At 46.9% G+C, this 14,725-nt stretch carries 8 protein-coding genes; 2 read left to right on the top strand and 6 right to left on the bottom strand.

What is annotated here, in order from left to right; genetic code table 11:
- Window positions 1-137: 137 nt before the first annotated feature.
- Window positions 138-4,703, bottom strand: a complete 4,566-nt coding sequence (locus HRU80_04465; protein ID QOJ28167.1) for a choice-of-anchor A family protein — start codon at window positions 4,701-4,703, stop codon at window positions 138-140.
- Between the two features lie 364 nt (window positions 4,704-5,067).
- Between HRU80_04465 and HRU80_04460 the strand changes: the two genes are divergently transcribed.
- The gene (locus HRU80_04460) at window positions 5,068-5,712 is read left to right on the top strand and encodes a 2,3-bisphosphoglycerate-dependent phosphoglycerate mutase (protein QOJ28166.1); all 645 of its coding nucleotides are present in this window, start codon (window positions 5,068-5,070) and stop codon (window positions 5,710-5,712) included.
- Between the two features lie 60 nt (window positions 5,713-5,772).
- On the opposite strand, the gene HRU80_04455 is transcribed toward HRU80_04460, so the two are convergent.
- The 4 genes from HRU80_04455 to HRU80_04440 all read right to left on the bottom strand — a co-directional run bounded on the left by HRU80_04455 (window position 5,773) and on the right by HRU80_04440 (window position 11,482).
- The gene (locus HRU80_04455) at window positions 5,773-6,132 is read right to left on the bottom strand and encodes a hypothetical protein (protein QOJ28165.1); all 360 of its coding nucleotides are present in this window, start codon (window positions 6,130-6,132) and stop codon (window positions 5,773-5,775) included.
- Between the two features lie 22 nt (window positions 6,133-6,154).
- On the bottom strand, window positions 6,155-8,509 hold the full coding sequence (locus tag HRU80_04450; GenBank protein ID QOJ28164.1) for a CotH kinase family protein: 2,355 nt from the start codon (window positions 8,507-8,509) through the stop codon (window positions 6,155-6,157).
- Between the two features lie 155 nt (window positions 8,510-8,664).
- Window positions 8,665-10,077: a chromosomal replication initiator protein DnaA gene (gene dnaA / locus HRU80_04445; GenBank protein ID QOJ30451.1), complete on the bottom strand. Its 1,413-nt coding sequence runs from the start codon at window positions 10,075-10,077 to the stop codon at window positions 8,665-8,667.
- Between the two features lie 409 nt (window positions 10,078-10,486).
- Window positions 10,487-11,482 (bottom strand): ligase-associated DNA damage response exonuclease, encoded by a 996-nt coding sequence (locus tag HRU80_04440; protein QOJ28163.1) that lies wholly within the window; start codon window positions 11,480-11,482, stop codon window positions 10,487-10,489.
- Between the two features lie 13 nt (window positions 11,483-11,495).
- Here HRU80_04440 and HRU80_04435 point away from each other — a divergent pair, with 13 nt between their 5' ends.
- On the top strand, window positions 11,496-12,080 hold the full coding sequence (locus HRU80_04435; GenBank protein ID QOJ28162.1) for a hypothetical protein: 585 nt from the start codon (window positions 11,496-11,498) through the stop codon (window positions 12,078-12,080).
- Here HRU80_04435 and HRU80_04430 read toward each other — a convergent pair.
- Complete coding sequence (locus tag HRU80_04430) at window positions 12,075-14,717, bottom strand: glycogen debranching protein (GenBank protein ID QOJ28161.1); 2,643 nt, start codon at window positions 14,715-14,717, stop codon at window positions 12,075-12,077. The genes HRU80_04435 and HRU80_04430 overlap by 6 nt on opposite strands.
- Window positions 14,718-14,725: the final 8 nt, after the last annotated feature.

Raw genomic sequence — 14,725 nt, 5'->3', positions numbered from 1 at the left:
ATTCTTTGTCAAAGCTTCGCGCAAAGCGGCCAGACCGGAAAGACTTATAAAGTAATATATATAATGAAGCCTGAATAAATAAAAAAAGGGCTGCCCGAATTTTTTCAGGCAGCCCTTAAAGGGGAACTTATGTCAGCTTACTTCTGAAGAACCATTTTCTTCGTAAGAGTAGCTTTATCTGTCTGCAGTCTGTAGATATACACACCGCTTGCGAGTTCCTGTGCCTGGAAGCTTACACTGTAAACTCCGGCTTCAAGTTCCTGTGCAAGAAGGGTGCGCACTTTCTGACCAAGTATGTTATATACCGTCAGTGTTACATTCTGCTTAACCGGCAGAGCAAATCTGATTCTGGTTTCCGGGTTAAACGGATTCGGATAATTCTGCTCGAGAGCGAAATCAGACGGTATATAGTCTTCCTTCGATTCCTTAACCGCGAGCGGGCTGTCGTTCAGGTAGAACTGACCTTCTCTGGTTCCGAGATAAAGAGCACCGGTCTGAAGGTTTGCAAGCAGTGAGCTTACGCCGTAGCCCTGCATACCGATCGGTGTCCAGTCAAATGTACTGAGAGGACTGCTGCCAAGGCCCGGAGCATCGTTAAATGAACCGCCCTGTGCCGCATATACGCCGCCTGCCCAGGTACTTACGTAAACATTATCATTAACATCTACACTGATTGCATAGATGAATGAACTCGGGATGCCGACTGCCGGCAGCCAGGTATCTCCGTTATTCACGGAGTAGAAGAGGCCGCGGCCGTAGGTTCCTGCAAAGAGCACACCGGTTGAGGTAACACCCATTGACCAGATGTGTTCATATTCAATTACCAGCGGTGACCAGCTGTTTCCGCCATCAAGACTTCTGAAGATGCCGCCCTGGAAGGTTCCGGCAAATACTGCTGTTGCAGTATGAGTAAGAGCATGTACTGCAGGTGCAGTGAGACCGCCGTTAGAAGGATTCCAGGTTGAACCGTTATCTGTTGATATATATACTCCGAATCCCCATGTTCCGGCAAGCATATCGCCGTTTGCAAGGATATCAAGAGCGCGTACATCTTTTCCGCCGAGTTCGGTAAGAGCCCAGGTGGTGCCGTTATTGGTTGAGCGGTAGATACCGTCATCCGTTGCGGCGAATATAGCTCCGGCAGAGTTAACCTTTAACGACCAGATATATCCGACCGTCATATCAGGATTGATGATGCTCCAGCTTCCGCCATTATCGGTTGACATATATATCTTTCCGCCTTCAGTACCTGCCAGGATCGCGCCTGATGAGGTATTCGCAAGCGTAAGAACGGTCTGCTGAACAGCGATGCTTGAAACAAGCTGCCACTGTCCGCCGCCCGGAGTCCCGCCGGTCTGCTGAACATTGGTTACGGTAAACTGAACCGATGAGCTGTTATTTGCTGCGTTAAGGTCTGCAGGAAATGAGCTTACTAATGAAGCTATATTCACTAACTGCTCATTAAGAGGCACAACACCCTGGAACGGAGCATTGTTAAACTGTCCCTGTCCGGTCATGTTATAGCAGATCATCTGGCCATTCTGCACACCTGCAATAAAGTTTACACTTGTTGTAGGAGCAAGGATTGATGCAGTAACATCAATACCTGAAATGGTAAGCTGCGGTACATTGTAGAAGTTAAAGAGAACATTATTCCGTGCGGTACCAAAAAGTTCAAAACCGCCCGACCAGCTTGTGCTGCCGCCGGTAACGTTAACCAGAACCACAGATCCGTTAGGAACATGAATCTGCAGATCGTTAATGGTTGCCATATCGGCAGAGTTTACGCTGAACACGTTCAGCTGCGGATCATCACCCTGGAGGAACATTCCGCCGAACTGCAGTGTGACTGAACCGTTCGGAGGATAGAAAGCAAGCTGGGCGCTTAAGGTGTTCAGATGAGCGCTTGCAGCATTAAAATCAATAGGAGTACCCTGATATACCGTTCCGCCGGTTGTGCTAACCGGATAGATCGGAAGATTGGAGGATACACCATATACAATATTTCCGTTATATACCGCACCTGATGTGAAGGTGAGGTTTCCGCCGACAACCAGAACATCCTGCGCGCCGAACGGAGCCATCGGGAGCTTATCACCAACGCTGTAACCTGCCAGTGAAGCATTTCTTCCGATTGCTGCTTTTCCTTCAGTATCTGATGACGGCTGATTCAGGTCATTCAGAACAAACAGGTTGAAATCAGCTGCCGGTCCAAGATTAATAAGACCGCCGTTAGCAAGCAGATCTGCTTCAGCAGTAAGCGTAAGCGCTGCAGATGCACCGTTTGCAAGAGCAGGGATGGTCCAGAGACCGCTGGTTTCGCTGTAGGTGCCTGCGGTTGCAGTGTGGCTTACATAGTTCATGCCGGCAGGCAGCAGGTCTTCAACAACCACGTTGGAAGCATTGCTGGCGCCAAGATTGGTTACGGTTACGGTGAAGATGATATTTTCTCCGTTAACCACGCTGGATATATTGGAGGTTTTAACCACCTGAATATCTGCAGACTGCGGAGGCGGAGGCGGGCAGACAGCCGGCGTCCAGTATATATCAGTTGTAACAGGTGAACCAAGTACATGGTCATTACAGTCAAGCACTACTGCGGAGAATCTGATTCTCACTTCAGTATCTGTTGAGCGCACGCCAGGCCAGTTTCCGGTAATGCTGAAATTCAGGTTTCCGGTAAGATCGGTTGTCCCGTAAACAGGACTGGTAACCAGATCTGCAGGAGCAATTATTTCCCACGAGGTGCGAAGTTTGCCTATTCCGTTTGAAGGAGTAATATTCACGCTTCCGTTAACACTAACCGTTGTGGGGTTATGTTCGCAGAGAGTTGAAGCATTGTCAAGTGAACCGGTCCATGAGGTGATGCAAACATCAGGTGCAAGATGAATACCTGCATCCCAGCTTAAATCATTCTCTCCGCTTACCAGATCTGTACAAACGGTTTTTCCGGTAAGAACATCTGCATCTGAATCAGCATTATCATCAGCGCTCTGATCTTTCAGAGTAAATACATGACCTGAGGGGAGTTCAAACTGAACATAGTAGCTGCCCGGTGTCAGATTGCTGAAAAGATAATTTCCTGAAGCATTGGTTGTTGTAACTGCAATCTGGTTGTTTGAGCAGTCAAAAAGACGTACGGTAACTCCGGAAACGCCATTTTCACCGGCATCCTGGATACCGTCTTTATCGGTATCAAACCATACTTTATCACCAAGACTTGCCGGAAGAACGGTCGGTGCGCAGGTAAAGTTACCTTCATGACCTGAACCGCTGTTAAAATTTTCATTTATTGATGTGGCTGCATCATTAATCTGTGAATAGGTAAATCCGGTATTTGCACCGCTGAGCGCCTGATTAGCAAGTGTGAGGAAATCATATATGCTCATTCCGGTGAACGGACCGCTGGTAAATACTAAATTCCCGAGAGGATTCGGGTTTGTTCCCAGATATCCGGCCTCACTATAATACACGTTCATGGTAGCTGCTATAACCTGTCCTGCCAGAACGCCCGCACTTTTAATAAGCGGATTATTTGAACTCGGGTTAACGGTTGTGCCAGTCAGCTGGCCTGCAGTACCGCCGGCCGGGAGAAAATCTCTGACTGCGGTTGCTGAGGTAAATGTTGCTTTATTAGAACCTCCGCCGATGGTGAAACCGTTCGGGAATACAGAACTGAAGTGCGCCTGGCGGATAGTTCCCGGGCCGCTGTTATTGGGGCTGCTCCAGCCGCCCTGGGTAAAGGTCTGATAACCATTAAGATCGCAGACACCCGGCTGTGAATTATACCAGGTAATTTCTGAAGTAGTGGTTCTTTCTGCGGCTCCTGGTGTGGCAAGAACTAATTTCTGATAATCATTCGGGCTGATGGTATGAACATACCGTGTGCCCTGCGGAATAAATACGTTTGCTGTCGCAGTGATGGTGGCCGAATTTCCGGCGCCCTGTGAAAGTGAAACAACAGGCGATACACCGTTGGCACCGGTAACCACAGAAACTGAACTAAGAGTACCGGAAGTTGATGAAAGCTGAATGGTTCTTCCCGCGAGAGGAAGCCCTGCTGCATCGTAAGCTGCTACGGTAAAGGTTACTCCCTGACCAGCGGCAACATTCTGTGTTGCTGGTGTAATTATCAGTGTGTTAACAGGAAGCACGCTTCCGGCATTTGCATTTGCATCTGCAATGATTGCAAGCGCACGGTTTTTAGTGGTTGCGTCCGTAACGGTACTTGCACTTACGCCGTCACTGAAATACCAAACCGCCAGCTGAACTGCGGCTGCTTCACGATTTATATCGCTGAGTGAACCAGGGTATGGGTGATTTACGTAAGGATAATAGTTGTTGAGAATATAAGTGATCTGAGAAATAGTGACGCCGTCATCGGTGTAAGTATGAGGCTGATTAACGGTATAAAAAGCGAGATTTTTTCTCAGGTCAATGCAGAAGAGCTTAACTGAATTGCCATCAAGAGTAGCATTCAGTGCACCGGCAAAAACCGTCATAGAAGCATTTGTGTAGGGATTGGTAAAAGTAGTGTTACGGCCGCTGCCGGTACTTAACACTCTTACACTGCTGTTGCCTTCAAGACCAGCGCCGGCAAAATAGGATTCCGGAAGCTGTACCTTGTTCGAGCTGGAAGAGTCGGAAGATCCGAAAACTGCCACGCTGAACAGCAGAAGAAACAACGTCGTTAAATTTTTCATTGAACACCTCGAGTTAAATATAGGCCTATTCATGCACAAATTGTGCCAGAACAGACAATTGCAAAAAAGACACAAAACAAACACAGCTGCTGAGAGAGACTGTATCAGATTGAGAATTTCAAAAATTTGTTTTAATTTGATACAGCTTTACAAATTGCTCCCGCCGTAAAATATTATCACCTGCCTGACAGCAAAGAAATTTTACGGTAGAAGCCTCATAAAAATAAAGGAAAATACCATACCATATGAAGTTAAAATTAAGGTTGTGAGTTTATTCACAGATGCAATTTCTACCGGTAATCTATGATAAGCCCGTCCGATTTTGTAGTTTTACCACTGTATTTTCACAAAATTTGAGCGATGAATGAATTATCTGGTTTTATTACGTCACGGTGAATCACAATGGAATCTTGAAAACCGTTTTACCGGCTGGGTAGATGTTGACCTTTCAGCAAAAGGTGAAAAGGAAGCAACCGAAGCCGGCACCATTCTGAAAGAAAAGGGTTTTCAGTTTGATTATCTTTTTACGTCAGTGCTTAAACGCGCTATCCGCACAGCAGAAATGGCATCAGCAGAGGCCGGATTCGGGCCGATTCCAACAGAGCGCCACATGGCCCTCAATGAGCGTCATTACGGCGCGCTGCAGGGTTTAAATAAAAAGGAAACTGCAGATAAATACGGCGATGAACAGGTGCATATCTGGCGCAGAAGTTATGATGTTCCCCCGCCATCAGACAAAACTGAACTGAATCCGGACGGCTTTACCGAAAGTCTAAAGGATACTGCCGCAAGAACCATTCCTTATTATCAGGAAAAAATTGAACCGCTGGTAAAGGAAGGAAAAAACGTCTGGGTTACTGCACACGGTAACAGTCTCCGTTCACTGGTTATGTTTCTTGACGGACTGACCCGCGAGCAGGTTCTCGAACTGAATATACCAACAGGAAACCCGCTGGTGTATGAATTCGAAAACGGCGTCATCAAAAATAAATATTACCTGAAGGGGTAGTTATTATATATGTTCTGCAGAGACGATGCATGCATCGTCTCTGCAACATTAACACGGGGTTTAATTCGGTATTTCATTATTTGACTGATGCCACTGTGCATTCTTTACCGTGGTTATCAGATAACTGATAAGTCCCGTTTTTATCTGATGAAATTCCGGGATATACGATTCTTCAATTTCCGGAAGTTCTGACGCTCTCCGCGCAAATTCCCTGAGCGTGATATCCTTCTGCTCCAGCCATCCGTCCGGTATATCAATCGCGTGATTCATCTCAAAATGAATAAGCGCTATGATAAAATCAAGCTCATCGAATGATTCTTCCGAGAGTATCTCCCGTATCGTTAAATCAGGATTAACCGGAAAGTCACTACCAATTTCCTGCCGGAGAAAATATAATATGGAATAAAGAAATTTATTCACGCCCGCCATAAGCAGCACCTTGTCATTTTAAAAGCATCAGTTTAAGAGGAACCATGTTCCTTCCTTCCGAGCGGAGCATGGCAATATATATTCCCGCGGCAACTGCAATGCCCCGGTCATCTTTTCCGTTCCACACAACAGAACCGGACGCGGATTCCTCATTGCTGAACTGCCTTATCTCTCTTCCCATTATGTCATAAATCATCAGACGGGCCTCGGCTCCGGCCGGAACGGTAATTCCGATTACCGTCTCCGGATTAAACGGATTCGGATACGCGGTCAGAGTATATTCCATAGGCAGCGTGATAACTTCACCCGCTGAGGAAGGATTGTTCGGCGCTCCGGGTGTCGGCAGAGTAAATGACCAGACACTTCCGGCATCGGGAGTTCTGGATGCAGAGGTATCAGTCCGCTGCGGACCAAAAGTGACCGAGTCTATTATTGTCTGTCCGTCAGAATCAACCAGGGCCAGATACTCCCCTGATTTGCTCAGTTTAAAATTCGCGTGAACGCCGGGCTGGTTCAGATCCTCATCGCACCATACAATCAGATACTGCCCCGGCTGTATATACAGTGAGTCATAACCGATGCGCCACTTGGTACGGTTGCCGGGATTATCGGTCAGATACTTGCCGGTAAGAAGCACCGGAGCATTGGTCGGGTTATAGAGCTCAAGCCAGTCGTCTGCCTGTCCGGCCGGGTCCGGAACGCTTCCGGCGTTATCAGCCATAAACTCATTTATCCCCACACCGGTTCCGGTGATGCTCCCCGCGGAAATTGCAACAGGCCTCACACGTGGATACATTTTATTGTTTCCCGCTGCGTCCCGTATATACACCTTGAACGTACCCGCTCCGTTTGCCCCGAGCGGAGGAAGGACTGCGGCATAGCGGTCTGCATCTTCAACCGCGAAAGAGCCGGGAACCGGCCGGAACTGCATAGGATAAACTTCGGCTGAAGAAGCACCCTGCCGGAGAAAGTGAACGGACATTTCCGCGATTCCCACGGCGGTAAATCCGGAAGCGTATATATATACGGAATCACCCGGTCCGGGATTTTCCGGACTTATGGATATATCATAAACAATCGGCCCGGCAGACTGATAACTCAATTGTGCCGGAAGCGTGCTGGTGCGCGTGTTCACAAACTGACGGATGCCGTATTTTACATGCTGATTTGAATAGGGTGTGGCGTTATAGGAATTAAAAAAATCACCGCTGGTAAAGCCGTAGTCAAGCGTGCGGAATGAATCTGCCAATGCCGCTGATGTTATACTGGCGCGCAGAGAATCAAGGCGTGCATCCCAGTGAGGCATGATCACCAGATTGTCACGGTAGAACTGCAGAAACCGGGTATATAAATTCCGGTATTGCGGATTTGCCATCAGCTTTTCCGCCAGCGGACGCGGTCCTCCGACCACTTTGGGCCGGTTATAAGGATTTGCCGTTGTCCAGTTATGGCCGGACCAGTCAACCCCGAACGTATTATCATAATCATACGGAATAAGCGTGAATTTATCTTCCGTTGGATTATGATAAAGGTAATAATTATTCATCAGCGACCAGTAATCATCCCACCCGCCGAGCAGAAGATTAAGCGCAAGATACTGCAGCACGGTTTTTACATCCAGAAAATTCTCCAGAGAATCCTGCCATACCCCCGACGGCGTATTGTTCAGGAGGGTAATCAGCCGCACCAGCTGTGAATAATCCCCCGTCTCTTCATTCTGTGTCAGCTCATAAGAGGGAGTGCCGTTGTTATTCAGATCTTTATACGGCTGCTGACTGCTCCCCAGATACTGGAGATCGGCGCCGTATAAGCATTTCCACAAGTTGCCGCTGTCATCGGCAAAATTCTTTTTCAGGAACTCATCATCAATATGTTCGACGGATACATACAGCCCGTAATACTGTCCGTTGATATATACGGCTGCGTGGCTTGCGCGGCTGGCAATAATGCCGGCTTTTCTGAAAAGGTCGAAACTGAGTTTGCTGCGGATGATGGAGGGATCATTATGCTCTCCGTTCAGGTTCAGTTTGTCAACCCCGTAGAACTCGCGGCCGGGAACAAAATCATTGAATGAAACCTTGAAGGATTTCTTCTTTGACCAGCGCGAAGTGTTGCCCCTCAGTCTGAATCCTATAGATTCAACCGTTTCATTAATATGATTATTCTGAAATTTGAAAGTCGCCTGATGCATCGAATCGCTCAGCGGGTTTGCGTACATATACGCAAGAAACGCGGGATTGATGGTTATATCAATACGCGCAACATGTGTGTCATCATAAAGTTTTTCGACCGGAGTGAGGGGCTGGGCAGCAAGAAATGAAGCCGTCAGCAGAACACTGAATATAATCCTGGGCAGGAACCGTATCATCGGGAGGTACAATCACTATTAGTTTAAAATATGCAGACCAAATTTACTCAATTCTGAAATGATTTCATTCCCATTGCGGATCTCCTTTTAGAAGCGAATCAGCAGAATAACCGGCATCACTTCCTGCCGGTAGAGATACTTACCGGCGTATTTTCTCAGAACGCGGCAGTTTCAATCTTCTGACGGATAGACTGCACGGTGTCAGCAAGCAGGGTATCTTTGGTCATATCTTCACGGACGGTATTAATAGAATGAATAACCGTTGAGTGGTCCCTCCCGCCAAAATGCAGGCCAATGGTTTTCAGATCGGATTTTGTGAGTTCTTTTGAAAGATACATTGCGATCTGGCGTGCATTCACTATTTCCTGCTTCCGTGTTTTATCACGGATTTTTTTCTCGTCAATATGCAGATACTCGCATACATATCTGGTGATAAGATCAATGCTGAGATTGGTTTTTTTGGTTGTGGAAATTTCCCGTACAGTTTTCCGCACCAGATCAATGGTAATAGGGCTTGAACTGAGCATGGCATTAGCAAGGAGCTTTACCAGTGTTCCTTCAAGTTCACGGATGTTGGAAGTGATATGGGTAGCTATATGCTCAAGGGTTTCGGGTGATATTTCAAGCTGCATCTCCTCGGCCTTGCGCATCAGGATAGCTATGCGGGTTTCGAGATCAGGCGCCTGAATATCCGCCGTAAGTCCCCAGTTAAAACGGGAGATAAGCCGGTCATCCATTCCCTTCAGATCTTTAGGAGCCCGGTCACTGGAAAGGACAATCTGCTTGTTCATCTGATGCAGGGCGTTAAAAACGTGAAAGAATAAATCCTGCGTTTTTTCCTTTCCGGTCAGAAACTGAATATCATCAAGAATCAGGATATCCATACTGCGGTAAAAACTGGAAAACTCATTGGTTTTTTCACCCAGGATGGCGTCCACAAAATCGGTGGTGAATTTATCAGATGTCACATAGATAACCCGCTTTTCGGGGGAGTTCTGCAGTACCGCATTTCCGATTGCCTGTATCAGATGGGTTTTGCCCAGCCCGACCCCGCCATACACAAAAAAGGGATTAAAGGAAGTTTTGCCGGGATTATTGCTGATTGCCATGGCGGCAGCCCGCGCAAGCTGATTATGCTCCCCACGGATGAAGTTATCAAACACATACTTTGGGTTCAGGTTGGTGGTAAACTCCGGCTGCTTTTTGGGAGCCGGCGGGGGAATAAGCGGCTTTTTTATAACTACCGGCGGAAGGTCATCCTCAAAAACCGCCTGCTTCTCTGAAACCGCATATTCTATTCTTGCCTCTCCGCCAATAATGCCCCTTACCGTGTCACTAATTACCTCTCCGTAATGAGTATCAACCCATTCATGGAAAAACAGGTTCGGAAACTCAAGGGTCAGCACTTTTCCCGAAAGAGAAAGGGGCTGAACCGGAAGAAACCAGGTAGAATAGGTTCTTTCGTTTACCCGCTTTTTAATAACATGGAGGCACTCACTCCATAGTTTTTTTGCTTCCGATGCAGAAAAACCATTGTTATCATTAAATGCTTTTTCGGGGTTATCCACATTACCAATGCCCGAATCTGCCTCAAATTTGTTCAATTTTTAATCTCTTATACGTTTAGTTAGATATTTATCAACAACTTATCCACAAACCCAAAAACTCTCTAACTCTTTATATTTCAATAACTTAAAGGTTCAGTTTCAAGTAACTTAACAGCTAAAAGGCCCAAAGTTAAATAATTGTTAAGAAACCATTGTGAAACATAATTTCACAGAAGAAAGTTATCCACATTTTATTAACACGGCTCTTTCCGTGTAACTGCTTTCAAAAATATCTCAAAGAGAGGAAGTTCTGCAAGTTAATTTTCACCAAACCGGAAAATAAATTTTCATCGAAAAGTCAGATTTTTCTTGCAGAATGGCGGATTTTTTGGTAAGACCAGCGATTACAAAGAGGGGTAAAAAGAGAGCTTTATTCCCTTCCGGTATAGGGGGAAGGGAGAACAGAAGCGTCATATCCGCTATCAAGAAGCCAGCGGGTGAGCAGTTCAGTATATCCGTGTGTTGCATATATCCTGTGAGCCCCCGTTGCTTTAATTGCCTTAAGCAGCCCCGGCCAGTCCGCATGATCAGAAAGCGTAAAGGCAGCCGGGCGTCCTGAAGATTTTCTCATCTTTTTTATCTGCATCCAGCCGGAGATATATGCATCCTCTGGGGCAGTAAATCTTCTCATATATTCGCTGATTCCTGAGGACTGGGGAATGATAACCATCGCCCCGCGGTAATCCTGCTCCTCTTTAAGACTCAACGGAGTGCACTCTTTCAGCGTAAAACCGGACTGCCTCACCCGCTCGTTCATAGAAGCAACTGCCGGATGGCAGTATATCCTTCCGATGGCGTGGTCAAGTCCGTTAATCAGCCGCTGCGACTTGCCCAGCGAATACGCATATATTACTGATGTTTTTCCCTGCATGCAGTTCCGGCTCCACCAGCCGTTTACCGCCTCATATACTTTTTCCTGCGGCTCCCAGTGATAAACGGGTGCTCCGAATGTTGATTCGGTAATAAAGGCGTGACACTTCACCGGCTCAAAAGGATCCGAAAGTCCGTCATCTTCCAGTTTATAGTCCCCCGATACCACCCATATTTCCCCCCGGTGCTCAACACGAACCTGAGCTGAACCTGGTATATGCCCGGCCGGATGAAATGATACTGTAACGCCATTTATCACAACCGGAGAATTATAATCAGCCGTCTGAAGAGATATCCTGTTGCCAAGGCGTTCTTTCAGTATCAGTTCCGACTTTTTGCAGGAAAGATATAAGCGGGACCCGGGACGAGCATGATCGCTATGGCCGTGAGTGACCACAGCGCGGTCAACTCCCCGCCAGGGGTCTATATAAAAATCACCGGCGGCACAGTAGAGTCCGTTTTTATTTACCGTTAATAATGTATTTTTCAGGTACATAAAGTATTATAACATGAACAAGAAACTTACTCATATCGGCATAGATTTCGGCGGAAAATTGAATGGGACCACCGTTATCTGTTATCTGAAAAACCGGCGGCTTACTTTTTTACAAAGCACAAAAAAAACCGATGCCTCGGAAATGATTAAAGACTTTGTTAATGAATACCAGCCCGGAATGGTCTTTATAGATGTTCCCCTGTCTCTGCCCGGGGTTTATCGCGGACTAAAAGCATGCACCGATTATATGTACCGCCAGTCAGACAGGGAGCTTGATGCAATGTCACCTATGTTCCTTGGCGGCTTCACTGCACGGGGCATTGAACTGAAAGACCATCTTGAATCTCTTGGCATTCAGGTATTCGAAACCTATCCGGCAGATATCAAAAAAATCTGCGGTATAGCAAAAGATACTCCATTAGAAGAATCGTATTCTCTTTTCTCACAATATATCAAACTGCCGCCGGCTGACACTCCCGCCAACAACCATCAGCTTGATGCGCTTGCCTGCTGGACCGGAGGGGCGGCTTACCTGAAGAACAAACACCGTTTTGCCGGTAATCCGAAAGAGGGACTTATCCTGACCCTCTCCTCATGAACCGTATATACGGGAGATACGCATGACCATAATACGAGCGGTGTTCATCTGTCCGTCCATATTCCTGTCAAGTGGATGATACGAGAGCCGGAAGGTATTAGTTCCTTCCATCAGGTTTGCTGAAACAACATTCGAGTAACCGTACGACTCCCACTCCCCGGTTCCTCTCTGTGGAAACACAACGGTGCTTCCTGTTCCACCATTAATCTGAAGAGTCCTCACTGCGCACTTGTTGTCAGTATTCACCGGCCCGCTGCCGTTTGCATAAAGAAAATCAATGCTGTAGGTGCCGTCCTCAGGTATGTTGACGGTCAGATCCAGAATCTGGTTTTCATCAGCAAGAAGTGTTATATACTCATCACCGGAATTCAGAAGCGAGGATATGCTGAAATGAAATTCGGTAATTCCGGTTCTCAGCGGTTCTGAAAGAAACGATTCCAGCCCGTCACTGTTTTCTGCGGAAATCTGGTATTCGCAAATAAAATCATCCTCATCGGGGGTGTAATTCGGAACATGCACCCAGGTCAGCAGTTCCCCGTTACGGTATATATTATACAGTTCAGCGCCCGGCACCTCATCCCATGAGATGGTCTCGCCGTCAAAACGGGGCACCGGCATCAGGGGAGCAAAACTGACACCTTTCAGCATTATATCAGAAGAACTTTCCTCTTTCCGAAGCACAATTTCAATCTTATATGTTCCCTTTTCTGAATGATTAAAGACGCGTTTTTCTGTAGTTTTCCCGTTTACCTTATATGATGCAATTACGGATCCTTCCCCTTCTACTGTTATATGAAACAGTGTATTCCCCAGCTTGAGGTTTTTCAGCTCATGTTTCCCCTTCAGGCCGCCGGGTATATACGGCTGAAACGAAACTCCCTGTTCATTCATCTCAACGCCAAAAAGAATGCGGTAAACCCAGGCAAGACTGCCAGCCACCGACCATAACTGCCTGTCGGAGTTTATCTCCGTTCCCGCGCTGCTCCCTGTTTCGGCCACCAGATTTTCCTTGTTCGTAAGGAAGAGTGCGGAACTCCTTAACAAAGAAGCAAAAGAGTGCATAACTGCCGATTCATTATATACCTTCTTTGCTGACCACATTCTGAATGCTTCAACAAACGGCCATATTCCGTTATTATGATACGGGGGAATGCCCGGCTCCTGGGGCCAGACAACGGGTGTTCCGTAATCTGAAACAGGATAGCTTTTTACAATCTGCTCATCCTTTCCCTCTGAGAGATTAAATAATACCATAAGAGCGTTACCAAGTGCCTCGGTTCTGGATGAACGAACCGGAAAAATCCTTCCGTATATATAACTATTGTAATACCCCTCACGTTCATTCCAAAACTGCTGATTAAGCGCCCAGATCAGTTCGGAGTGCTGCATCCGGTAAAAAGCGGCATCTTCCTTCAGTTCATCTACCATCAAAGCAAGGATCTGATACGTCCTTGCATGCACCGCACCCGTGCCGAGTGCGGGAGAAGAATATATATCAGCCGGCTGCATCCAGCGGGGATAAGTCTGCTCACGCCAGTCCAGAAAACTGGTTTCACCCCGGACAAGCCCGGTTGCAGGGTCAAATACATTTTTCTGATCTGCTTTAACGCTTTTGCTGATGATATCAAACGCAGTTCTGAGCCACTTCTTGTCGCGAGTGGAAAGATATACTTCATACGCCGCCAGTGCCCAGGTCATCCGGTCAGTAGAAACCGGCCAGGAGCCGCCGGTGCCGGTATCCTGTATGATGATGCCGTCTTTCACCTTAGCCATCAAACTGGTTTTGCAGGCATCGGGATTCACGATTGCCAGTGAAAGAAGTATGCTGTAACTGATATCGCGGGTCCAGACACCAGTCCATTTTTCCCCCGCCATTAAAGCACCATCCTTGCGAATGTTCTCTTTCATCTCCTCCAATGACATTCTATATATTGCATTCAGAAGCGGATAGGGGGAAGTGTATTCCGGAAATCCTTTTAGATCCAGCGACTGCTTCCAGAGAAAGCCGACCTCCTCAGAAGGCGCTCTTCTGAAACCGTTTACAAATTCAAGAGCAACCTCATAGATGCCATCATTGTCGGGATCAGTGAGCTGAAACTGTTTTTCCTTTGCAGGACCTGGGAAGTCCCAGTTTAACGGAGCCGAACTTCCCATGATATATACCCCCGTAAAATCCTTTTTTATAATTACCTGACCGTTATAGCAGGTAAACGAACCCTCAGTTTGTAATGAAGCAAGAACCTCATTCATATTCACCCGGAATACAACCTGAAATTTTTCATTCGGAGCGATGGGATACTCAGGTCCGTCTTCAAGAACCGTGTCTGCTTCGGTAGATCGCCCGAAGGTATAAACCGGAGTTACAAAACGCCCCCCGTTCGGATTCAGAAACACCCGGTGATCGAGCCCCGGGGGACGCTCATTATCAAAGCCGTTAATACTGAACTTAAAAATCAGATTACGGTCAAGCCCTCCGCTGAAAGCCGGCAAATAATTGGATACTATTGATCCCTCCGATTTTACCTGAGCAGAGTATTCCCCCTGAACCACTGACTCCGGATATATCGAATAGGAACTATTCTGATATATGGGCTGCTTTTGCGGATGAATTACAGCGGCCGCTATGAACACTAACAAAATAAATT

The organism is Ignavibacteriales bacterium, assembly GCA_015709675.1.
GTDB lineage: Bacteria > Bacteroidota > Ignavibacteria > Ignavibacteriales > Ignavibacteriaceae > H2-BAC3.
Note: the sequence above shows the minus strand (reverse complement) of the source record. Positions and strands in the feature narration are given on the sequence as shown.